This is a genomic window from Gramella sp. MT6 (assembly GCF_019357415.1).
Taxonomy (GTDB): domain Bacteria; phylum Bacteroidota; class Bacteroidia; order Flavobacteriales; family Flavobacteriaceae; genus Christiangramia.
Genome location: NZ_CP048410.1, coordinates 2,692,501 through 2,714,589, shown reverse-complemented (window position 1 = coordinate 2,714,589; position 22,089 = coordinate 2,692,501). Strand labels below are relative to the sequence as shown.

Annotated in this window: 24 protein-coding genes and 1 other RNA gene (1 of these 25 only partly in view); 15 read left to right on the top strand and 10 right to left on the bottom strand. The window is 38.3% G+C overall.

Going from position 1 to position 22,089, the window contains the following annotated elements:
* Window positions 1–51: 51 nt before the first annotated feature.
* The gene (gene xerD / locus G3I01_RS12175) at window positions 52–948 is read left to right on the top strand and encodes a site-specific tyrosine recombinase XerD (RefSeq protein WP_219548236.1); all 897 of its coding nucleotides are present in this window, start codon (window positions 52–54) and stop codon (window positions 946–948) included.
* Between the two features lie 77 nt (window positions 949–1,025).
* A complete protein-coding gene (locus tag G3I01_RS12170; RefSeq protein WP_219548234.1) occupies window positions 1,026–1,973 on the top strand; it encodes an aldo/keto reductase in 948 nt (315 codons plus the stop codon).
* A 118-nt stretch (window positions 1,974–2,091) separates the two neighbouring features.
* Here the strand turns inward: G3I01_RS12170 and rny are convergent, their stop codons facing one another.
* The 4 genes from rny to G3I01_RS12150 form a co-directional block, all read right to left on the bottom strand.
* Window positions 2,092–3,654, bottom strand: coding sequence for a ribonuclease Y (gene rny, locus G3I01_RS12165; protein ID WP_219548232.1), 1,563 nt, complete (start codon window positions 3,652–3,654; stop codon window positions 2,092–2,094).
* Window positions 3,655–3,707: 53 nt separating this feature from the next.
* Window positions 3,708–3,824: non-coding RNA, 6S RNA (gene ssrS, locus G3I01_RS12160), on the bottom strand.
* 50 nt (window positions 3,825–3,874) lie between these two features.
* Window positions 3,875–4,168, bottom strand: a complete 294-nt coding sequence (locus G3I01_RS12155) for a cell division protein ZapA (RefSeq protein WP_108172195.1) — start codon at window positions 4,166–4,168, stop codon at window positions 3,875–3,877.
* A 9-nt stretch (window positions 4,169–4,177) separates the two neighbouring features.
* Window positions 4,178–4,468: a hypothetical protein gene (locus G3I01_RS12150; protein ID WP_108171320.1), complete on the bottom strand. Its 291-nt coding sequence runs from the start codon at window positions 4,466–4,468 to the stop codon at window positions 4,178–4,180.
* 184 nt (window positions 4,469–4,652) lie between these two features.
* Between G3I01_RS12150 and G3I01_RS12145 the strand changes: the two genes are divergently transcribed.
* On the top strand, window positions 4,653–6,341 hold the full coding sequence (locus tag G3I01_RS12145; RefSeq protein WP_219548230.1) for a M23 family metallopeptidase: 1,689 nt from the start codon (window positions 4,653–4,655) through the stop codon (window positions 6,339–6,341).
* 152 nt (window positions 6,342–6,493) lie between these two features.
* Here the strand turns inward: G3I01_RS12145 and G3I01_RS12140 are convergent, their stop codons facing one another.
* Window positions 6,494–7,642: a cysteine desulfurase family protein gene (locus G3I01_RS12140; protein WP_219548228.1), complete on the bottom strand. Its 1,149-nt coding sequence runs from the start codon at window positions 7,640–7,642 to the stop codon at window positions 6,494–6,496.
* Window positions 7,643–7,730: 88 nt separating this feature from the next.
* On the opposite strand from G3I01_RS12140, the gene G3I01_RS12135 reads away from it, so the two are divergent.
* Window positions 7,731–8,741, top strand: a complete 1,011-nt coding sequence (locus tag G3I01_RS12135) for a hypothetical protein (protein WP_219548227.1) — start codon at window positions 7,731–7,733, stop codon at window positions 8,739–8,741.
* Here G3I01_RS12135 and G3I01_RS12130 read toward each other — a convergent pair.
* Window positions 8,738–9,286: a Smr/MutS family protein gene (locus G3I01_RS12130; RefSeq protein ID WP_219548226.1), complete on the bottom strand. Its 549-nt coding sequence runs from the start codon at window positions 9,284–9,286 to the stop codon at window positions 8,738–8,740. The genes G3I01_RS12135 and G3I01_RS12130 overlap by 4 nt on opposite strands.
* Window positions 9,286–9,489 carry a hypothetical protein gene (locus G3I01_RS12125; protein ID WP_219548225.1) on the bottom strand — a complete coding sequence of 68 codons (204 nt, stop codon included), beginning with the start codon at window positions 9,487–9,489 and terminating at the stop codon, window positions 9,286–9,288. The genes G3I01_RS12130 and G3I01_RS12125 overlap by 1 nt, the downstream gene beginning before the upstream one ends.
* Before the next feature lie 76 nt (window positions 9,490–9,565).
* Between G3I01_RS12125 and G3I01_RS12120 the strand changes: the two genes are divergently transcribed.
* From G3I01_RS12120 to G3I01_RS12110, 3 genes are read left to right on the top strand one after another with little or no spacing between them, the layout of a single operon-like run.
* Window positions 9,566–11,314: a T9SS type A sorting domain-containing protein gene (locus tag G3I01_RS12120; protein ID WP_219548224.1), complete on the top strand. Its 1,749-nt coding sequence runs from the start codon at window positions 9,566–9,568 to the stop codon at window positions 11,312–11,314.
* Between the two features lie 17 nt (window positions 11,315–11,331).
* The gene (locus G3I01_RS12115; RefSeq protein WP_219552823.1) at window positions 11,332–11,604 is read left to right on the top strand and encodes a DUF2752 domain-containing protein; all 273 of its coding nucleotides are present in this window, start codon (window positions 11,332–11,334) and stop codon (window positions 11,602–11,604) included.
* 15 nt (window positions 11,605–11,619) lie between these two features.
* On the top strand, window positions 11,620–11,946 hold the full coding sequence (locus G3I01_RS12110) for a CCC motif membrane protein (protein ID WP_219548223.1): 327 nt from the start codon (window positions 11,620–11,622) through the stop codon (window positions 11,944–11,946).
* 70 nt (window positions 11,947–12,016) lie between these two features.
* Here the strand turns inward: G3I01_RS12110 and rocD are convergent, their stop codons facing one another.
* Window positions 12,017–13,297, bottom strand: a complete 1,281-nt coding sequence (gene rocD, locus G3I01_RS12105) for an ornithine--oxo-acid transaminase (RefSeq protein WP_219548222.1) — start codon at window positions 13,295–13,297, stop codon at window positions 12,017–12,019.
* A gap of 174 nt (window positions 13,298–13,471) precedes the next feature.
* Here rocD and rlmD point away from each other — a divergent pair, with 174 nt between their 5' ends.
* From rlmD to G3I01_RS12090, 3 genes are read left to right on the top strand one after another with little or no spacing between them, the layout of a single operon-like run.
* Window positions 13,472–14,881 (top strand): 23S rRNA (uracil(1939)-C(5))-methyltransferase RlmD, encoded by a 1,410-nt coding sequence (rlmD, locus tag G3I01_RS12100; protein ID WP_219548220.1) that lies wholly within the window; start codon window positions 13,472–13,474, stop codon window positions 14,879–14,881.
* 9 nt (window positions 14,882–14,890) lie between these two features.
* Complete coding sequence (locus G3I01_RS12095) at window positions 14,891–15,439, top strand: DUF6452 family protein (protein ID WP_219548213.1); 549 nt, start codon at window positions 14,891–14,893, stop codon at window positions 15,437–15,439.
* Entirely contained in the window at window positions 15,420–16,124 is a 705-nt protein-coding gene (locus tag G3I01_RS12090) for a DUF6048 family protein (protein WP_219548211.1), read from the top strand. The genes G3I01_RS12095 and G3I01_RS12090 overlap by 20 nt, the downstream gene beginning before the upstream one ends.
* On the opposite strand, the gene G3I01_RS12085 is transcribed toward G3I01_RS12090, so the two are convergent.
* Window positions 16,121–17,284, bottom strand: coding sequence for a THUMP domain-containing protein (locus G3I01_RS12085; protein WP_219548209.1), 1,164 nt, complete (start codon window positions 17,282–17,284; stop codon window positions 16,121–16,123). The genes G3I01_RS12090 and G3I01_RS12085 overlap by 4 nt on opposite strands.
* Window positions 17,285–17,398: 114 nt before the next feature.
* Here G3I01_RS12085 and G3I01_RS12080 point away from each other — a divergent pair, with 114 nt between their 5' ends.
* Both G3I01_RS12080 and G3I01_RS12075 read left to right on the top strand, forming a co-directional pair.
* Window positions 17,399–18,082, top strand: a complete 684-nt coding sequence (locus tag G3I01_RS12080) for a ZIP family metal transporter (protein WP_257710581.1) — start codon at window positions 17,399–17,401, stop codon at window positions 18,080–18,082.
* A complete protein-coding gene (locus G3I01_RS12075; RefSeq protein ID WP_219548207.1) occupies window positions 18,083–18,511 on the top strand; it encodes a DUF4268 domain-containing protein in 429 nt (142 codons plus the stop codon).
* Between the two features lie 28 nt (window positions 18,512–18,539).
* Here the strand turns inward: G3I01_RS12075 and G3I01_RS12070 are convergent, their stop codons facing one another.
* The gene (locus tag G3I01_RS12070) at window positions 18,540–19,457 is read right to left on the bottom strand and encodes an AraC family transcriptional regulator (protein WP_257710580.1); all 918 of its coding nucleotides are present in this window, start codon (window positions 19,455–19,457) and stop codon (window positions 18,540–18,542) included.
* 212 nt (window positions 19,458–19,669) lie between these two features.
* On the opposite strand from G3I01_RS12070, the gene G3I01_RS12065 reads away from it, so the two are divergent.
* From G3I01_RS12065 to G3I01_RS12055, 3 genes are all read left to right on the top strand, one after another.
* Window positions 19,670–21,193 carry an aldehyde dehydrogenase family protein gene (locus G3I01_RS12065; protein ID WP_219548205.1) on the top strand — a complete coding sequence of 508 codons (1,524 nt, stop codon included), beginning with the start codon at window positions 19,670–19,672 and terminating at the stop codon, window positions 21,191–21,193.
* A gap of 8 nt (window positions 21,194–21,201) precedes the next feature.
* Window positions 21,202–21,585 (top strand): DUF779 domain-containing protein, encoded by a 384-nt coding sequence (locus tag G3I01_RS12060; protein WP_219548203.1) that lies wholly within the window; start codon window positions 21,202–21,204, stop codon window positions 21,583–21,585.
* A gap of 169 nt (window positions 21,586–21,754) precedes the next feature.
* Window positions 21,755–22,089: the 5' portion of a GNAT family N-acetyltransferase gene (locus tag G3I01_RS12055; RefSeq protein WP_219548201.1), read on the top strand. It continues 163 nt past the right edge of the window; 335 of the gene's 498 nt are visible here — the first part of the coding sequence; its start codon is at window positions 21,755–21,757; its stop codon lies off the right edge, out of view.

Below are 22,089 nucleotides of genomic sequence, written 5' to 3'. Positions count from 1 at the left end.
TAGCCTAAAGTATTATTAAGACTGAAAGACGAAAACTTTTATCTTTAACACATGAAATGGCAGAATGCGTTACAGGACTATCGGCACTATTTAAAGCTTGAACGCAGGCTTTCAGCAAATTCCATTGAAAATTACAGCCTGGACCTGGTTAAACTTATCAATTATCTTGATGTTAATGAGATCCAGATAAGTCCGGTAAAAATTACCGATAAAACCATCCAGGAATTCATTTATAGCGCCTCAAAAAATCTTAACGCAAGGTCCCAATCCAGATTGATTTCAGGTTTACGTAGTTTCTTCAGTTACCTGGTATTTGAAGATTACCGGAAAGACAATCCCCTTGACCTTATGGAATCTCCTAAAATAGGCAGAAAGCTTCCAGATACAATCTCCATAGAGGAGGTAGACCGAATTATCGCTGCAGTAGATCTTAGTAAAAATGAAGGGGAACGTAACCGGGCAATTATTGAAACTCTTTATGGCTGCGGACTTAGAGTTTCTGAACTAATTGATCTCAAACTATCTGATCTTTTCTTTGAAGAGGGTTTTATCAAAGTAACCGGAAAAGGAGACAAACAGCGTTTTGTTCCGATTTCAGAATATACCGTGAAATTTATAAATATCTATAAGGACGAGGTGAGAGTACATCAGGATATAAAACCTGAAGCCACCGATACCTTATTTTTAAATCGGCGCGGAAATAGGCTTACCAGAGCAATGATCTTTACTATTGTAAGAAGGTTAACTGAAGCTGCGGGAATCAAAAAGAAAGTGAGTCCTCATACTTTTCGGCATTCTTTTGCTACCCACTTATTGGAGAATGGAGCCGATCTAAGAGCGATCCAGCAAATGCTGGGCCACGAGAGCATTACTACCACCGAAGTCTATGTACACGTAGACAGATCGCATTTAAGGGATGTTATGGAAACCTTCCACCCCAGAAAGTAGATATTAAAATTCTGCTAAACCATTCTCATTGCTTTCAGCAGAGAAGCAATATCCTTAACTTCAAAAAAAATCAAATTATGAAGAAACTTAAATTCAAGAATGGTGACACAATGGACGCCATAGGTCTAGGAACCTGGAAGTCTGAAAAAGGAGAAGTCACCAAAGCAGTAAAAATAGCCCTCAATAACGGGTATAAGCATATAGACTGCGCTGCAACTTATGGTAATGAAGCAGAAGTTGGCGAAGCATTCAATGAAGTCTTTAGTAAGGGAGAGATTAAAAGAGAAGATGTTTGGGTTACGTCCAAATTATGGAACAATGCTCATAAAAAAGAAGATGTGATTCCCGCCTTAAAACAAACCCTAAAAGATCTTCAGTTGGATTATCTTGATCTATACCTTATTCACTGGCCAGTGGCTTTTAAACCTGATGTTGGATTTCCGGAAAAAGCCGAAGATTTTCTTTCACTGGATGAAGTACCGTTAATTGAGACCTGGAAGGAAATGATAAAAGCCAAGGAACAGGGGCTTGTTAAGCATATTGGTGTTTCTAATTTCAGTATTGAAAAACTGGAGGAATTAATGGCAGATACAGATCATACTCCTGAAATGAACCAGGTAGAGCTTCACCCCTATTTGCAACAAAATAAATTATTAGAGTTCTGTAGTAAGCATGGTATTAATGTGACCGGATACTCGCCATTAGGTAGTGGAGACCGCCCTGAAGCCATGAAAGCGGCAGATGAACCGTCATTGCTTGAAAATCCCGTCATCAATAAGATCGCCAAGAAACACGGAGCTTCCCCAGGGCAGATCCTTATTAAATGGAGCGAGCAAAGAGGAACGGCAGTGATCCCAAAATCGACCAACGAGAAAAGAATCAAAGAAAACCTCATGAGTGCTGGATATCAACTGGATGAAGAAGATATGAAAGAGATCGCAGACCTGGATTATCATTTTAGATATGTGACCGGGAAATTCTTCGAGATGGAAGGAAATTCTTATGAGAATATTTATAATGATTAATTTAAATGTAATTGAAGCTATTCCCGAAACTTGGGAATAGCCTGACAAAAACCACAGATTAATAAATTAAAAAAGGCCGTTCAAATTGAACGGCCTTTCTCATTAAATCTAACAATTTCTATTTAGCGACATTCACCGCTCTGGTCTCACGAATTACCGTGATCTTAACCTGACCTGGGTAGGTCATATCTGTTTGTATCTTCTGAGAGATCTCAAATGAAAGGTTCGCTGCCTTCTCATCTGAAACCTTTTCGCTTTCAACGATCACTCTCAATTCTCTACCCGCCTGAATAGCATAGGCTTTTTTAACACCTCCAAAACCGAAGGCGATATCTTCAAGATCTTTTAATCTCTGGATATAAGAATCGAGTACCTGTCTTCTGGCTCCTGGTCTTGCCCCACTAATCGCATCACAAACCTGAACGATAGGAGACAATAAAGAGTTCATTTCGATCTCATCGTGGTGAGCTCCAATGGCGTTGCAAACTTCTGGTTTTTCACCATGCTTCTCTGCCCATTGCATACCAAGGATCGCGTGAGGCACTTCTGTTTCTGTTTCCGGCACTTTACCAATATCATGCAGTAATCCGGCACGTTTGGCAAGTTTAGGGTTCAGGCCAAGTTCTGCAGCCATTACACCACAAAGTTTTGCAACTTCTCTCGAGTGTTGCAGAAGATTCTGACCATAAGAAGAACGATATTTCATTCTACCTACCATCTTGATCAATTCTGGTTGTAAACCATGGATCCCAAGATCTATTACAGTTCTTTTACCTATATCTATGATCTCTTCTTCGATCTGCTTTCTGGTCTTTTTCACTACTTCCTCGATACGGGCAGGGTGAATACGACCATCGGTTACCAGTTTATGCAGGGATAATCTCGCAACCTCTCTTCTTACCGAGTCGAAACAGCTTAGAATAATTGCTTCAGGAGTATCATCTACGATGATCTCAACACCCGTAGCTGCTTCCAGCGCACGAATGTTTCTACCTTCACGACCAATAATTCTACCTTTTACATCATCACTTTCCAGGTTGAATACAGAAACGCAATTCTCTATTGCCTCCTCTGTTCCAATTCGCTGAATGGTATTGATGATGATCTTTCGCGCTTCCTGTTGTGCAGTTAGCTTAGCTTCTTCTACCGTATCCTGAATAATGGACATGGCATCTGCCTTGGCAGTATCCTTTAAAGACTCTACAAGCTGTGCTTTCGCATCTTCAGCAGAAAGACCAGAGATTACCTCCAGCTGCTGTACTTTACTGTTATGCAGCTTGTCTATCTCCTCCTGTTTCTTTTCAAGATAATCCAACCTGTGATTATAATCGGCTACTTTATCTTCAAGTTCCTTGTTTAATTTTTTGTTCTTACCAAGTTCATTAGATACATGAGATTCTTTATCCTTGATTCTTTTTTCAGCATCGCTTATCTTCTTATCTCTCGAAAGAATTACTTTCTCATGTTCAGACTTAAGTTCAATGAACTTTTCTTTAGCCTGCAGGATCTTATCCTTTTTAATACTTTCGCCTTCAGCCTTAGCTTCTTTAATGATACCTGCAGCTTCTTTTTTCGCACTGGCTATGGTATTAGAGGCCTGCTTCTTCTCGAGCGTTTTTGCTATCGCAAAGCCCAGTGCCAGACCAATGACTGCGGCTATGATTATAATTAGTATGTCCATTCGTTTCTATTTAGATATATATAAAAAAAGCCTGTATTAGATGGGTTTTGTTTAAACTCCTTTAAATCAAGTTTAGGGTTAACAAGTTGATCAAGAATCCGCTCTCCCAAAAGGGACACGGCACGCTTTTACAACTTAGACTCACCCTTTTTAAAAGAATCGTGTTGAGTTTATCAAAAAAGCACTAATACAGGCAGTAACCTTATTTTATTTAAAGAACTTAAGAGGTTAAATGTTGCTGCAGCAGTTCGTTAAGTGACCTTAACTTCTCTTCTGCTTCAATCATTTCGCTCGAATTATCAATATTTTTCTGCTCGGTCTGGGCGGCGAACTGCAATGCACACATTGCCAGAACATCCTGTTTATCCCTTACAGCATAGCTTTGCTCAAATTGTTTGATCATAGCCTCGATCTTCTTTGCCGCTTTTCGCAAACCTTCCTCCTGACTAGGCTGAATAGTAAGCGGATATACGCGGTCTGCAATCGATATTTTGATCTTCAGTTTATCTTCCATCACTTTCCATTATTCTGACAACTGAACTATACACTGATCGATCTCTCTGATCAGACTGTTTATTTTGAGCTTTGTTTCTCTTTTATGGTCGGTACTGCCAAGCATCGCATTCGCAGCTTTTAAGGACTGAATCTGTTCTTTAGAAGTTTCTAAATCTCCTTCCAGTTTTCCATATTCAGCTTTTACAGAGGCCAATTCCTGCTGAAGAGATTCGTTCGCCTGCTTCATAACATCATATTTATGAAGGAGCTTGCTGATTCTATTCTCAAGGTTATCAACTATTTCTGTAATTTCACTCATAAGCGCTAAAACCGATGTGAACCCCTACAAAGTTAACATACGCTTTGAAATATCCCAATACTTTTTCAGCTGTTTTAAAATAATAATTAACAATGCCGATAATTCTCTGTTATCAAGCTGTTTAATTTTGTGATAACTTTGATTAACTTTACCCCAGGTTTTAATTGAATTTACCCCCAGATTTATGAAGAGAGCAACAAGCCTGCTATTTTTAGTATTATTTTCTACGTTACAAGCACAGAACGACCTCCCGCAGGATTATTTTCAAAACCCCCTCGATATTCCTATTGTCCTAGCCGGGACTTTTGGAGAGTTAAGGTCCAATCATTTTCACAGTGGGCTGGATATTAAAACTCAGCAACGAGAAGGCTTGGAAGTAAAAGCAGCGGCCGAAGGTTATATTAGCAGGATCAATATTCAGCATTATGGCTACGGAAAAGCTTTATACGTTCAACATCCTAACGGATACACCACCGTTTACGGGCATTTACAGAAATTAGCGCCAAAATTCAAAGAATATTTAAGAAAGCATCAATATCAAAAGGAGTCTTATGAAATTGAGCTTTTTCCCGAGCCGGGAGAACTAAAAGTTGAAAAAGGTGAATTGATCGCCTATAGTGGTAATACCGGAGGAAGCGGCGGACCTCATCTACATTTTGAAATTCGCGATGGAAGTCAGCGCCCAATGAATGCACAAATGTTCGGTCTTGATGTTGCCGATTCACGCGAGCCTCTCATTCAAGGTTTGTTCGCCTATCCGCTTGGCGATGACGCCCATGTAAACAACTCACAGGCACGCCAGAAATTGAGATTGATCCCTCAAAATGACGGAACTTACACAACCAGTGAAGTTGAAGCTTGTGGTGAAATAGGCTTTGGTATATCTACTGTAGATCAGCAGGATATGGCTTATAATCATAACGGAGTTTTCAAGATAGAAGCTAATTTAAATGGCGACAAGGTTTTTGAAATAGACTTTGATAAATTCTCATTTGCTGAAACCAGGCATTTGAACCAGCTTATAGATTATGAATATTATGCTAATAACAAAAGCAGGGTTCAGAAGCTATTTAAAAACCAGGGCAATCCTTTAAGTATTTATGGAGATTTGGAAGAGGAAGGCAAACTAAATATTAAAGACAGCCTGGACTATCAATACACCATCAAGGTTACCGACTTCAAAGGAAACGAAAAAGTGGTTAGAATTCCTATCAAGGGACAAATCAGTGACCAGATCAAAAAGAGGGAAGTACAGGAAACCGATTACCTGGCAAGCGCTTCCAGTGGACTTTCAGCAAAAGGGCATACCATGGATGTTTATATTCCTGAAGGCAGCCTTTATGAAGACGCTTATTTAGATATTAATTTTTCTGAAGATATGGTTGAAGTGCATCGCGATGAAATTCCTCTGCATAAGAATTTTACCATAGGTTTCGATGTAAGTGAATATCCTGCTGATGATAGAGAACAACTATTCATCGCCAGGTTGTCAGATTATGGCAGGCCTATTTACTCAACTACCTATAAAAAGGGAAACAGATTCACGACCGGCACCAGAACTTTTGGAAAGTACTTTTTATCCAAGGACACTATCGCCCCAAAAGTTAACCCGGTTAATTTCTACGACGGCCAGTGGATCTCCAACAACGAAACCCTGAAGGTCAAAATTTCTGATGATCTTTCAGGCATCAATGATTACAGGGCGACCGTGAATGGAAAATTCATCTTAATGGAGTATGAGTATAAGAATAATACCCTCACGCATTATTTTTCTGATGATGTACTTACCGAAACTGAGAACGACCTGAAAGTGATTGTGACAGACAATGTTGGGAATACTACCACTTACACTTCTAGATTCTTTAGAAAATAACATCAAACCTTATTACGCTCAACGTCGTTCTGAATTTATTTCAGAATAAAAAAAATCGCTGAGACCCTGAAACAAGTTTAGAGGGATGCTTAAAAGAATAAAAAAAGCTGAACCATCTGGTTCAGCTTTTTTCATGTATTATATATTCAGAATTAATCCTCAATAAACTCTTTCAAAGTTTTAACCACGTAATCGATCTCTTCTTTAGTATTAAATCGCGAGAAGGAAAATCTAAGCGATGGTTTCTTACGGTCTTCTTCAGAAAGGAACGCGTTAAGCACATGAGAACCCTGCTCGCTTCCACTCTGGCAGGCACTACCTTTAGAACAGGCAATTCCTTTAAGATCCAGCTGGAACAATAACATCAATGCTTTTTCCTGACTTACAGGCAAACAAACGTTGATCAAAGTATAAGTGCTTTTTTCGAAATCTTCACAGGCCCCGTTAAATTTAACTCCCGGGATTTCCTTTTTAAGACTATCTATAAAATGCTTTTTCAGCGAGCTAACATATTCTTTCTCCTCCTCCAGATTCTCATAAGCAAGTTTTAAAGATTCCTCCAAACCTACAATATTATGAACCCCTTCGGTTCCGGCACGGTGACCTCGCTCCTGCTCTCCTCCGAAGATCAAAGGTTTCAGTCCAGAATTACGTCGCACAAAAGCGAAACCAACTCCTTTTGGTCCATGAAATTTATGCGCGCTAACTGCGGTAAAATCTACAGGGATATCATTAAGATCTAAATTAAAATGGCCTATGGATTGTACGGTATCTGAATGGAAAAGCGCTTTGTATGATTTTATAAGCTCAGCCGTCTTTTTAAGATCCAGCATATTGCCTATTTCATTGTTCACATGCATTAAGCTAACCAGGGTCTTTTTATCTGAACTTTTCAGTCTGTTTTCAAGATCTTCAAGATCTACATCTCCATTACTTTTTATGTTCACATATTCCACTTCAACATCAAAACATTCCTGAAGTTGATTTACCGTGTACAGCACGGCGTGATGCTCAATTTTAGAAGTAATGATCCTCTTAACTCCAAGATCACGAACGGCTGAATTTAGAGTAAGGTTATCTGCTTCAGTCCCACCAGAAGTGAAAACGATCTCAGACGCCTTAACGTTCAATATACCTGCGACAGTTTTTCTGGCCCTTTCTATTAGAGATTTTGAAGATCTCCCGAAGCTATGGGTAGAAGACGGGTTACCATAATTTTCTTTTAAAACGCTGGTCATTTTTTCGACCACTTCCTCCCTTAACTGGGTAGTAGCTGCTGAATCAAAATACACATTTTCCATAGGGCGCAAAATTAACGGAAATAAAATAATTTCCTACTTCTCTTCCATATAAGTTTGATTCCATTATTTTTGTTCAAAAAGCATCTTCATGAGACGTTTATTATCCGGTTTTTTCCTTTTAGGTCTGCTTAGCGCTTGCGATGACGGTGATATTATTGTTACCACTTTCGATTTTGAGAACAGCAACCTTCAATTTTGTGACGGTACCAGTAAGAACGTATTTTACGCTGTTAACGACAATGACGTTTTTGAAAGTTTTTCAGTTGAATTTTCTAACAGTGATTTTTCTTTGAATGAAAATGGATCTATCAGAGAGCCCGGAATAGGTGACACAATAAGTTTCGATCTGAATAATAGCAACCGTGCGGTTTACAGGATCTATGATACAGATTTGCCTTCTGGAAACGACACTTATTTTTGCAGTGTTGTTCCCCCAAGTTCTCCTACGGTTATTGAAGAGTGGGTAAGCACTGGCGGAAAGGTTGTTCTTTATCCTGAATATAACGATCTTGCAGGTGATAGTGACATAGATGGTGATGACCTTTCTAATCTTGAAGAAAACTTTCTCGAAGAACAGGACACCGATGGAGACGGAATTCCAGACTACCTGGATATAGATGATGATGGTGATAATGTTCCTACTGAAGATGAAAGAATTGTAAATGTAGGTGATAACGTTAACGAGGATGGTGAATTAGATACAGATGAAGACGGAATTCCAAATTATTTAGATGAAGATGATGATAACGATAGAGTATTAACACGGTTTGAGGTTTCTTCCGAAGATCCAGACAATCCTTCCGGTTTTTCCAGCGTTGGAGACGGCACGGCTAATTATCTGAATGATGAGCAAACCGCTGAATTTATTCATGATGAATATATACCCCATAATATAACCAGAAATTACAGGTATGTTCTTAGAATAGATGATCTAAGCATGGGTAATCCAGACAATGGTGAAACTATAAGATTCCAGAATTATAATCTTGGAACATATGCACAAGGTGGAATCACGATTCCTCTTTGCCCATCACAGGATACAGATTGCGGCGATGATAACCCGGATGCACCTGATGAAACAGATGAAGATACTAACTAAGGATTCTGCAAAATATAGACTTCGGTCGCGCCTAAACCATATTTCTGGTAATCGGCATCATAAAATTTAATATTGGAATAACGTCCTAAGAGGTATTCCAGTTCCATTTTCAAAACTCCTTCCCCTACTCCGTGGATAAATACCACTTTCTGGATTCGCTTTTGCATAGCAAATTCCAGTTTATGTCTCGCGGTATCTAGCTGCAGGTTGAGTATTTCATGATTCGCCATCCCTCGGGAAGACTTTACCAGCTGGTTGATATGAAGGTCTACTTCCATTGGCGGAGCGCCTTTATCTTTCGGTTTACTTCTGGAAGACTGTTTTTTCTTGGGCGGTGTCTTTTCTTCTAATACCTCTTCAAAATCAAATTCCTCTACATCAATTGCATTTATATCATCTTTGATCTTGACAAGGTGGTCTGCCGGAAAACTCATAATAAAACCATCCTCAGTCTTTATTTCAACTTCATCTCCATTCGCTTTCTGTACAATCCCACTTAGGTCATCATCCAAAAGTTCTACTCTGTCACCCGGTCTAAAATCCATTATTGCCTGTCGTTTTCATTATCCTCTTTATGATCATCCTTGGTAGCCACCCAGTAATTAGTAGCGCGATAAAGGCCTAGCATGATTATTACCAGCCCCACAATTTTAAAATAAGGACTTACATCGTCTGCAGAAATGCTATATAACAATAAAGCGCCGCCAAGTACTATAAGAGTTGTATTAATCACCTGTGAGTTGTTCATTTTCAGTAGGTTAAAATATTCAAACTGGTTATTTTGAATGATTTATTGATTACATTTATGCAAATTTATGGCTTTAATGAAGCTTCCACTCCTTTTTTTGATGATTTTTAGCGCATCTGGTTTATACGCGCAGCTATTTATTGGTCCTTCAGTTAAATCTGATAGCTATATCTATGCAAAAGATCGGCTGGTTTATGTTGAAAAGGAAATCGAATTATCTGAGAATCGCAAAGTGGAACCTGCAGCCAGCATCTATCTTCGCAAAGACTCCCAAATGCTCCAGGGAGAAAAGGAAAATAACAATAATAAAGGAAACGGGAAAATATCAATTTTTCAGGAAGGAACTTCTAATGCGTATGATTATAATTATTGGTCATTACCAGTTTTAGCAGCCCTTAGCGGTAGTTTAGTAAATGATTACATTTTCGATCCTGTAAACTCCACCTACAGTAAAAATGCGAAATTGATCTCAGCTCTTGATGGGCAGAGCAATCCACTAAGTATTTCCAATCGTTGGATTTATACTTTTTCAGGTTCCAACTATTCTAATTGGGCATTTTTAGGGGATCATTTCGATCTTTTGCCCGGAGAAGGTTTTACCATGAAGGGTGTAAATGGTACAAATTTAAATGAGATTGAAGGTGTTCCTATAAACAATGGAAATGCCCAGACCTATGATTTTCGAGGATTGCCTAACGACGGAATAATAGGTTTACCAATTAAAAAAGACCAGGTACTCCTCGTTGGGAACCCGTATCCTTCAGCTCTTGATCTCAATAAGTTCTTAATAGAAAATACCTCTACCACAGGTATCGCCTATTTCTGGGATTCAAAGGAAAATGGGAATTCTCATTTACTAACTGATTATGAAGGAGGATATGGGACTTACTCTCCCGGTGTAGGTGTTTACATTCCACCGATGTTCAAAAGATATTCCAACGGTAGTGAGACAGGGGAAACGGGAAAATATTATGAAAGAAAGATCTCACCAATTGGCCAGGGTTTCATGGTGATAGGACAAAAAGATGGGACGCTAGGCTTCAGGAATTCATACCGGGTCTTTCAAAAAGAAGATCCAGCTATTTCTGTTTTCAAGTCTCATGAAATCGAAAATATTTCTCTGAATCTGGATATCGAAATAGATTCGGTTTATATGCAAAAACTGGCTCTTGTACTCAAAGATGATTCAAGCCCAGATGAAGACCATGCTTTAGACGCCAGGAAAATGAATGAGAACCCGATAGATATTAGCTGGTCGATCTCAAATAAAGCTTTTGTTATTAACGTTAGGCCCAAGTTAAATGAAGAATTAATTCCACTTAGAATCCTTCTTGATAAAGATTCAGATTTAAAATTTTCGATAAGTGATTTGAGCAATTTTAATCCAGACCGCATCTTCATTTATGATGCGAAAGATGATCTTTATTTCAGCATTAAGACCGGTTATCTGAAAATCAATCTTCTTCAGGGAGAATATAACGATCGTTTCTTTCTTAGCTTTATAGAAAAGCTACCGATGGACTCAGAGGTAGAAAATGAGAAACCATCCCTTGAAGTTAAACCGCTGAATATCTTATTGAACTCTATAGAAATTTTCCAGAACAATGCAGAAAACCAGCTTGAGGTTAGAGTTCTTTATGAGGCCGGCATTAAAAATCTAAGCCTGCATGACCTTAATGGAAAGTTATTTCATTTTGAAAATTTCAAAAACCTGGAAAAAGAATTTAATTTTCCCACTGGAAATTTGAGCAATGCTGTCTATATTGTGAAGGTAAACACCACCGATAACAGGGAATTGACAAAAAAAATAAGCATTAGAAATTGAGTAGTATTGAAGAATACATGTTACCATGCCTGAATAGATCACTTTTCGGGGTGGAATGCACTGGCTGTGGAGCTCAAAGGGCTGTTATTTTTCTTTTCAAAGGAGAATTTATGCAGGCTTTCTATATGTATCCTGCTGTGTATAGCCTTGTTTTACTCTTCCTATTTCTAGGATTTAATCTTTTTTATAAATTTAAATTCGACTACAATATTAAGATTGGACTCATAATTTTTAACGCGGTCATTATTGGTGGCGCCTACGTTTTTAAAATGATTCAAATCTTAAACTAACCAATCACAAAACTTATGGAAAAAAGAGAATTACCTAATTCAACCCTTATTTTAGTTTTCGGAATACTATCTATAATCAGCTGTTGCTGTTACGGTTTTGCCGGAATTATCTTTGGGATCATTGCCCTGGTGATGTCTAACCGTGCCATAGAAATTTATAATGCCGACCCGGAACTTTATACAGGATATCAAAATGTAAAAACTGGACGCATCCTGGCAATAATAGGTTTAGTATTAAGCGCACTTAGCTTAATTGGTACCATCTTCGCAATTTTCACTATGGGCGGACTTGATGGAATTCAACAAATGCAAGAAGAGATTTTGAGAGAATACGGAGGTTAATGATAATAATTCATAAAATAAAAAATCCCACCACACAGGCGGGATTTTTTTATTTATATCTAGTTCAATCTTATTTTTCGAATTGCTTAAGCGTCTTGATAATGATATCAACACAATCTCTCAACTGCTCTTCATTCATCACAAGAGGTGGAGCAAATCGAATGATATTACCATGGGTTGGCTTAGCTAAAAGTCCATTTTCTTTCAAAGCCATACAGATATCCCAGGCTGTAGAACTATCTTCAGAATCGTTTATAACGATAGCATTCAATAGTCCGCGTCCTCTTACCAGGTTCACGATATTAGAATCCTTGATATAATCATCCATCAATCTTCTGAAAAGTTTACCTAGTTTCCGGGCATTCTGAATAAGATGCTCATCTTTTACTACATCAAGTGCCGCAACAGCTACTGCCGCCGCTACAGGATTCCCTCCAAACGTAGAACCATGTTGTCCAGGCTGAATCACATCCATAACCCCATTATCTGCCAACACAGCAGATACCGGATAATTACCTCCGGAAAGGGCTTTTCCTAAGATCAGGATATCTGGTTTACTATAAGTTTCCTGTCTTTCACAGTGACCTTCACAAGTACAATGTCCACAAACGGCAAGTAAACCACCCGTTCTGGCGATACCAGTTTGGATCTCATCTGCCATAAAAAGAACATTATGCTTATTACAAACCTCTTTAGCTCTCATCATATAGTCATCTGAAGGTGTAAAAACACCAGCTTCTCCCTGAATAGGCTCCACTAAAAATCCAGCTACATTTGGATTCTTTTCAAGAGCGGCTTCCAGAGCATCTATATCATTGTATGGTATCTTGGTAAATCCAGGTGTATAAGGACCAAAATTTCTTCTGGCATCTTCATCATTAGAAAAAGAAATCACCGTGGTAGTTCTTCCGTGGAAGTTATTAGCACATACTACGATCTCAGCTTCTGTTTCTTTGACACCTTTACGTTCGTAAGCCCATTTACGTGCTATTTTTATAGCCGTTTCAACAGCTTCAGCTCCGGTGTTCATTGGTAAGAGTTTATCGAAACCAAAATACTCGGTCGCATATTTTTCATAAGCTCCCAGTATATCATTATGGAATGCTCTAGAGGTAAGTGCTAATTTTGAAGCCTGCTCATGCATGGCTCCAACAATTTTTGGATGACAATGCCCTTGATTAACCGCGGAATATGCAGAAAGAAAATCGTAATATTTATTACCCTCTACATCCCATACGTGAACACCTTCACCTCTGCTCAATACAGCAGGAAGTGGATGGTAATTATGTGCTCCATGTTGGTCTTCAAGTTTAATCGCTTCTTCTGAAGAGTTGATTTTAGGTAATGGCATGTTAGTTTTCGTTTTAGAATTATTGTTTTACAATTCCTTCTTTCTTCGGTTGAAAAGTAACGAAATGGGAGAGAAATCACCCCTGAAATTTGAATTCCTGCAAATTACTAAATGTTTGCTGAAAATTTCAAGCGGGCTCTCTTTAAATCTTGTTAATTATCCTATTTTTGCGCTATGGCGAGAAGAAATAAAAACAAGCTTTTTACAGAAATTGAAGTTATAGATGCCGGTGCCAAAGGTAAGGCGATTGCCAAATCACCAGATGGCAGAGTCATCTTTATAGATAATGCCGTTCCCGGTGATATTGTAGATGTGCAGACCACCCGAAAAAAGAAATCATTTTATCAGGGAACCGCAGTAGAATTTCATAAACTTTCAGATAAAAGAACCGAACCTGTTTGCCAGCATTTTGGAACCTGTGGTGGTTGCAAATGGCAGAATATGGAATATAAATTTCAGCTGGAACATAAACAGAATGAAGTTGAAAATAACCTGCGCAGGTTAGGCAAAATTGAACTTCCCGAGATCACTCCTATTCTAGGAAGCGAAGAGATTTATTTTTACAGGAATAAAATGGAGTTTTCTTTTAGCGATAGCCGATGGTTAACCCAGGAAGAGATCCAAAGCGGGGAAGATATTGAAGAAAGAAACGCCCTTGGTTTTCACATCCCGGGAATGTGGGATAAGATCCTTGATATCAAGAAATGCCATCTACAGGCAGACCCTAGTAATGCGATCAGGAATTTTGTAAAGAATTTCGCTACAGAAAACGATCTGGCTTTTTTCAATACCAGGAAGCAGGAAGGTTTATTGCGTACTTTGATGATAAGGACTACTTCTACCGGAGAGATCATGATCCTGGTACAGTTCTATGAGGACAATAAAGAACAAAGGGAATTGCTTCTAAACGCTATAGACGAGAAATTCCCGGAGATCACCTCGCTACAATATGTAGTTAATAATAAAGCGAACGATACCATTTACGATCAGGAAGTGATCTGTTTTAAAGGACGTGATCATATTTTTGAAGAAATGGAAGGTCTTAAATTCAAGATCAACGCTAAATCTTTCTATCAAACAAATTCAGACCAGGCGTATAATCTTTATAAGATCGCCAGGGAATATGCAGATCTCAAGGGAGATGAACTGGTTTATGACCTTTACACCGGAACCGGCACCATCGCTCAGTTTGTGGCTAAAAATGCTAAAAAAGTAGTTGGAGTTGAAGCTGTACCTGAAGCCATTAAAGATGCGAAAGAGAACGCTGAAAGAAATAATATAGACAATGTGGAGTTCTATGTTGGAGATATGCGTAAGGTCTTTACCCAGAGTTTTATCGATGAGCACGGCCATCCAGATGTTATCATAACCGATCCACCAAGAGACGGAATGCACAAAGATGTAGTCGCTCAAATAATTGGTATATTGCCAGAACGAATAGTTTATGTAAGTTGTAATTCTGCTACTCAGGCAAGGGACCTGGCTTTACTTGACGAGTATTATAAGGTAACTAAAGTAAGAGCGGTAGATATGTTCCCTCAAACTCATCACGTGGAGAACGTGGTATGTCTAGAAAAACGCTAGTTAAAATTGATGAAAAATAAATTTTATAAGCTACTCTTTATAGCATTGTTCTTTTCTGGCATTGCCTGTCAAAGAGATGACATTTGCCCCGAAACTACAGACACCACTCCCCTTCTTATTATTCGGTTTTATGAAAATGAAGAACCCAATGATCTTCAATCACCTCAAAATCTGAGTATAAGATCAATAGATAGCGACAGCACTAATTTTGTTATCAACACCGGGGGAGAGACACCTGTTTCATATTTTAGATTTAGCGGTGATAGTATTGCGATCCCACTTAAAACCAATGCTAATCAAACAAGCTATGTATTCACCTTGAATACTGCAGCAAATGATACCACCGCAAGAAATAGCGGAATTAGAGATACCATCAGTTTCACCTACAGTCGTAATGATGAATATATTAACCGTGCCTGCGCCTATAAAATTAATTACGTGGGCCTAAAAACATCACTGCAAAACTCTGGAGAAAACAGTGGATGGATACAGGACATAGAAATTGAACAAACAGATATTGAAGACGAAAATCAAGCCCATGTATCGATATTTTTCTAGCCTGATATTTTTTCTTTTTCTCATAGGCTCAGCTTCTGCTCAGCAAAATGCACAAGGCCAGGATTCTATTCAGTACAAAGAGAAATATGGTATTAGAGCAGGAATAGACCTGAGTAAACCATTGCGCTCGGTTTTAGATGACACTTACAGCGGAATAGAATTAGTTGGTGATTACAGGGTCTATAAGAATTATTATATCGCAGCAGAACTAGGAACCGAAGAAAGAACATTCGAAGGTGATAATATTCAGACTTTTACTACCGGAAGCTACATAAAAGTAGGTGGTGATTACAATGCCTACGAGAACTGGCTGGATATGCAGAATGCTATCTTTGTTGGCCTTCGTTATGGTTTTGCAACCTTTTCCCAAACTCTTGAGAGTTACAGGATCTACACCTCTTCAGATTATTTTGGACCGGATTTTCGTGAAGACAATGTAGAAACTACAGGTCTCACTGCCAGTTGGGCTGAAGTCATGGTAGGAGTTAAAGTAGAAGTTCTCAATAATCTTTTCCTTTCCGCGAATGTTCAGTTAAAAAGAAGGATCGGCCAAAAAACTCCGACTAATTTTGATAATCTTGCAATTCCGGGATTTGGAAGAACTTACGATAGCAGCGAGTTTGGAGCCGGTTTCGGATATTCCATCTCTTACCTTATACCCTTCTATAAAAAAGCAAGGGACTAGCTATTTTCCTGCTTGCTTTTCTTTTTAGAACCTTCGTAAAGTACGTATTTAAGCAGTCTTCCTTCGAGCGGCCCGTTATATAATTTGATCTTACGTGAAGCTCTAAGACCAACGCTTTTAATGGCGTCGAAATTGGTGGCGATGAACCAGGCATGGGTACCAGGATAATTTTGTTTTAGCGTATCCCCTATCTTTCCGTAGAATTCTTCAATATCTATTTCCAGCCGTTCCCCGTAAGGTGGATTGAAAAGCATATGCAAATAACCCTCATTTTCCTTTTCACTTTCGAAAAAACTTTTCTGCTGAATTTCTATAAAGTCTGAAAGATTAGCATTTTTTACGTTATCCTTAGCTTTCATCACTGCTGAAGGAGCCTTATCATAACCTTTGATCTTAAAGTGGAAATCTCTCACTTTCTTAAGTGCAGATTCCTCGATCTTTTCATAAAGATCTTCATCCCAGTCACTCCATTTTTCAAAAGCAAATTCCTTCCTATTCAGGTTAGGCGGAATATTACAAGCGATCATTGCGGCTTCAATCGGGATAGTTCCACTACCACACATTGGATCCAGGAAATCGCACTGGCCATCCCATCCAGACATTAACAACATTCCTGCTGCCAGAACTTCATTTATAGGCGCGATATTGGTTGCAGTACGATAACCCCTTTTATGCAGGGAATCTCCAGAGCTATCAAAAGAAACATTACAGAAATTATTCTCAATATGAATATTGATGCGTAGATCTGGAAAATCAAGATCCACATCTGGTCTTTCCCCAAACTTCTCCCTGAACCTGTCTACAATTGCATCCTTGGTCTTCAGGGCCACATATTGAGAATGCGTAAATATATCTGAATGAACAGCAGAATCTATCGCCAGACTACCTTTAACGTCCAGGAATTTCTCCCAGGGTAATCTTTTGATATTATCGTATAGTTCCTGTTCAGAATTTGCCTTGAAACTTTCATAAGGCTTCAGGATCTTAATGGCTGTTCTCAAACAAAGGTTTGCCTTATACATAAAGCCTTTATCACCAATGAAGCTCACCATGCGGTTACCCTCTTTGATTTCCATTGCACCCAAGTCAAGTAATTCTTTTGCGAGGATCGATTCAAAGCCATATAAGGTCTTTGCGATCATTCTAAAGTTATTAGCCATATTCCTTCTTTATAGAACGACAAAAATAAGTTAATTTTGTCCGAAAGTATAATTATTACAGGATAGTTCGGGATATAGTTCTGTGCTTTCCGGCAACCACCAACCATAAGTAATTTGCTAACAGATCTATATATTTATTTTCTACCGGTACTTGCCGTGATCATCGGTTATGTAATTTCAATTTTTTTGAAACCCGGTAGTTCTTCAGGTTTTAAACTTCTACTCGCCTTTAGTGGCGCCTACCTACTGGCAGTAACCGTACTGGAATTATTACCAGATGTTTACCGCGAACCAGATTCGGGAATCGGTGTTTTTATAATGCTTGGATTATTGTTGCAAATTGTCCTTGAGTTTCTTTCTAAGGGAGTTGAACACGGTCACCTTCATTTTAATCAGAAATCTACTGCTTTTCCAATACTCCTTCTTATAAGTTTAAGCCTTCATTCTCTCCTTGAAGGTTTTCCGCTAGATAAGGATAATCATCTATTACATGGCGTTGTAGTGCATAAGATCCCGGTGGCAGCGATACTTTCTGTCTTCCTGGTTCAAAGTAAGCTTAGCAAAGCAAAAGTGTTTTTATTCCTTGCTTTCTTTGCACTTATGACTCCGCTAGGTAGCTGGTTGAAAAATAGTGTCCCTGTGATTTCACAGTATTCAGATTATATAAATGCGGTGGTAATTGGTATTTTTCTACATGTTTCTACCACTATACTTTTTGAATCTTCAAAGAATCATTCCTTTAATGCCTCAAAATTAGGAGTGATCATATTAGGAATATTACTCGCTTATTTTATTTAAATGTTCAGCAGGGAGGAATCAAAGAAAATTAGGCAGGAATTCTGGACAAGCTTCGGCAAGGAATTTCCTCATAAATGGTTACTATATAATACCAAAATGAAGGAGATCCAGTTAAAATTCACCTTCGACAGAAAAGTTGCACAGGTTTCACTGGACATTGCAGATGAAGATGAAATGATAAGAGCTTATTATTATGAAAAAATGCAATCCTTGCAGAAAGTTCTGAGAACCGAATATCTACCAGAAGTTATCTTCGAAGAAAATTATGAATTACCTGAAGGAAAATTGATATCCAGGATTTATGTTCAAAAAGAGAATGTGAGTATTCATAATAAGAAAGATTGGCCTGAGGTAAAAACTTTTCTTTCTACCAATATGGTGCTTCTGGAAGAGTTTTTTAAAGATTTCAGTGATTTCATAAAAGACTGATAATACACTATAAACCATCTGAGTATTTTTATACTCTAACGTTAAGCCTTGATTGATAATCTCCCGGAGCGACCTTCTTTCGACTCTTAAATACGCGATTGAAATATGACCTGCTTTCAAATCCGCACTCCTGGTAGATCTCTTTGATGCTCTTTTCAGGATTCTGCAGTAGGCTTACCGCCAGTTTGATCCGTTCGTTATTTATAAAGTCGGTAGGTGAAATTCCCAGTTCATTTTTAAAAACCCTGTAAAAATTAGATTCGCTCATACAGGCTTTTTTGCTCAGTTTTTTTACCGATAAAGGATTGTGAAGGTTACTCCGAATATATTCTACAATAAAAGCTAGCCTGTTATTTGAGCTCAGTTTAAAGCTTTCATCGGTATAGATCCTCCTGGAATTGGTCTGGAGGATCCTGATAATAAGTTCTTCCAGCATATTATCTACAAAAAGGTCTTTAGAGGGATGATCTTCAGTGAATAAAAAAAGAAGCCGCTGTAAAATTTGATAGATTCCCACATCATTGGTGAAATGGAAATTATAATCCATTAGACTCCACTCCGTTTTTTCTGCTTTGGGCATATACTCATTCATATGCTCCAGGACTTTGGATATTTTATCCTCGGAAATTGCCATGGCGAGACAACGCGTAGGATTATTAATTTGAGCCTCTGGAAAATCTATACACATCATTTCATTTGAAGGCAGGATCAGAGATTCTCCCGGCAGAAAATTGAATGATTGCAGGTCCCTTAAATGCATGATCTTTTTTCCTTTGATCATACTTGCCAGGACCGGCTGATCAAATTTCAGTAGGACCCTTTCCGCCTTTTCATGTGTTTCGAAAATATGTAACGCCGCATTATTGAGAGTATAGGAAGTTTGATTTTCCACCAGATTTTCAAGTTTCCTGTTCTCATAGAAATCACTAGACAGATCCATATTCATTATCGTTTACGAATTAATACCGCTGAAAGCACATTCCTAAATATACAATTTAAGACCCTATTTTTTAACGATATAACAATAATTAAATGATTTGTTCATGGTATTGAGAGAATACGTCAGATGTTTTTGTGAATTATCAATTAACTTTAATAGAATTCCGGATTAACCACCGGGTGATTTCATTATTAAGATAACTTAAACTTTTAATTATTATGAGCAATGTACAAACCACAGAAAAGCAGAAGATCGAAAAGCCTAAATTCAAGGATAAATATGACAATTTTATAGGCGGAAAATGGACCGCTCCTGTAAAAGGTGAATATTTCGACAACATTTCTCCAGTTGATGGAAATTCATTTACTAAAGTTGCCCGATCTACTGAAGATGATATAAATAAAGCGATCGATGCTGCCTGGAAAGCAGCTCCTGAATGGAATAATTCTTCAGCGGCATATAGAAGTAATTTATTACTGAAGATCGCAGATGTCATGGAGAAAAATCTGGAAGATCTCGCCAGGGCCGAAACATGGGATAATGGGAAAGCGGTTAGAGAAACTCTTGCTGCCGACCTTCCATTAGCTGTAGATCATTTTAGATATTTTGCTGGAGTGATCAGGGCTGAAGAAGGTTCTGTTGCTGAACTTGATTCTAATACAGTTTGCATAAACGTAACTGAACCACTTGGTGTTGTTGGGCAAATAATCCCATGGAACTTTCCTATTCTTATGGCCACCTGGAAATTGGCGCCAGCCCTAGCTGCAGGAAATTGCGTGGTATTGAAACCAGCAGAACAAACTCCCGTTGGTATCATGATTCTCATGGAACTTATCGAAGATATTCTCCCTGCCGGAGTATTGAACATCGTGAACGGTTTTGGTGCTGAAGCTGGTAAACCCTTGGCTTCAAGTTCACGTATCAATAAGATCGCTTTTACCGGTGAAACAACTACCGGACAGTTGATTATGCAATATGCTTCAAAAAATATTACTCCGGTAACCCTGGAACTCGGAGGTAAATCTCCAAACGTATTTTTTGAAAGTATTATGGATGCAGATGATGACTATTTTGATAAATGTATAGAAGGAGCAGTAATGTTTGCTTTAAACCAAGGTGAAGTTTGTACCTGCCCTTCTAGACTCTTAATACAGGAAAGTATTTATGACAAATTCATTGAAAGGGTTATTAAAAGGACCGAAGCGATCAAACTGGGACATCCGCTAGATCCAGACACCATGATGGGTGCACAGGCATCTAATGATCAATATGAAAAGATCTTAAATTATATTAATATTGGAAAAGAAGAAGGCTGTGAAGTATTAACAGGTGGCGAAGCTGCTTTTAATGAAGGATTAGAAGGTGGATATTATATAAAACCAACTATCCTTAAAGGAAATAATAAAATGCGCGTATTCCAGGAAGAAATCTTTGGGCCTGTAGTTTGCGTAACCACCTTTAAAGATGAAGCAGAAGCAATTGAAATTGCCAATGACACTTTATATGGTCTTGGTGCGGGAGTCTGGACCAGAGACACTCACCAGGCTTATCAGATCGCAAGGGCTATAAAAGCTGGTCGTGTTTGGGTGAATAATTATCATAATTATCCTGCACATGCACCATTTGGAGGTTATAAAAAATCAGGTATCGGACGTGAAAACCATAAAATGATGTTGAGCCACTATCGTCATACCAAGAATATGCTGGTTTCTTATGATAAGAAACCAATGGGATTCTTTTAAAAATGTCTATGACTAAAAGAGTAGAAATAACAGAAGAAGCTGCAGAAATAATAGATCAGCTAAGGGAACGCCACGGCGAACTTATGTTTCATCAAAGCGGTGGTTGCTGTGACGGGTCATCTCCAATGTGCCTTGAAAAAGGCGATCTATTGCTCAATGAGAACGACGTTTGGCTGGGCACGGTCCATGGTTGTGAATTCTTTATGAGCAAAGATCAGTTTGAATACTGGAAACACACCCATCTATTAGTAGATATTACGAAAGGAAGAGGCTCAAGTTTCTCTTTGGAAATCCCGATGGGATTAAGATTTGTAATTAAATCAAGGATGTTTAAACCCGAGGAATTAGAAGATCTTGAACCCATTAAATATGGAGAACAATTTATTGATTGATGTATGAGTTTTTTAGTTTGAATTAAAAGCCGATCTGTATTAGGTCGGCTTTTTTCTATCTTCAATCTGGAATAGCTAGAAACAATAATATAAATTTGTAAGGATTAAAGTATTTAACATCAATTTGAAGAGTATAAAAATTCCAAGTCTAGAATCAGATCGCTTATTAATGAATAAGATTGAAGCCCATGATCATAAAAATATATTTATAGGGCTTTCTCATCCAGAAGTAATCAAATACTATGGAGTTCAATATTCCAGCTATGAGAGCACGCAAGAACAAATGAACTGGTATTCCAATCTTGAAAAATCTAATTCAGGAATGTGGTGGGCAATACGGCTAAAAGCATCAGGAGATTTCTGTGGCGCAATTGGAATTAATGATTATCAAAAGGAACACAATAAAGCTGAAATAGGCTTTTGGCTGCTTCCTGAATTCTGGAGAAAAGGATTCATCAACGAATCAGGAACCACCGTGATAAATTACCTGTTCAAAGAATTAAA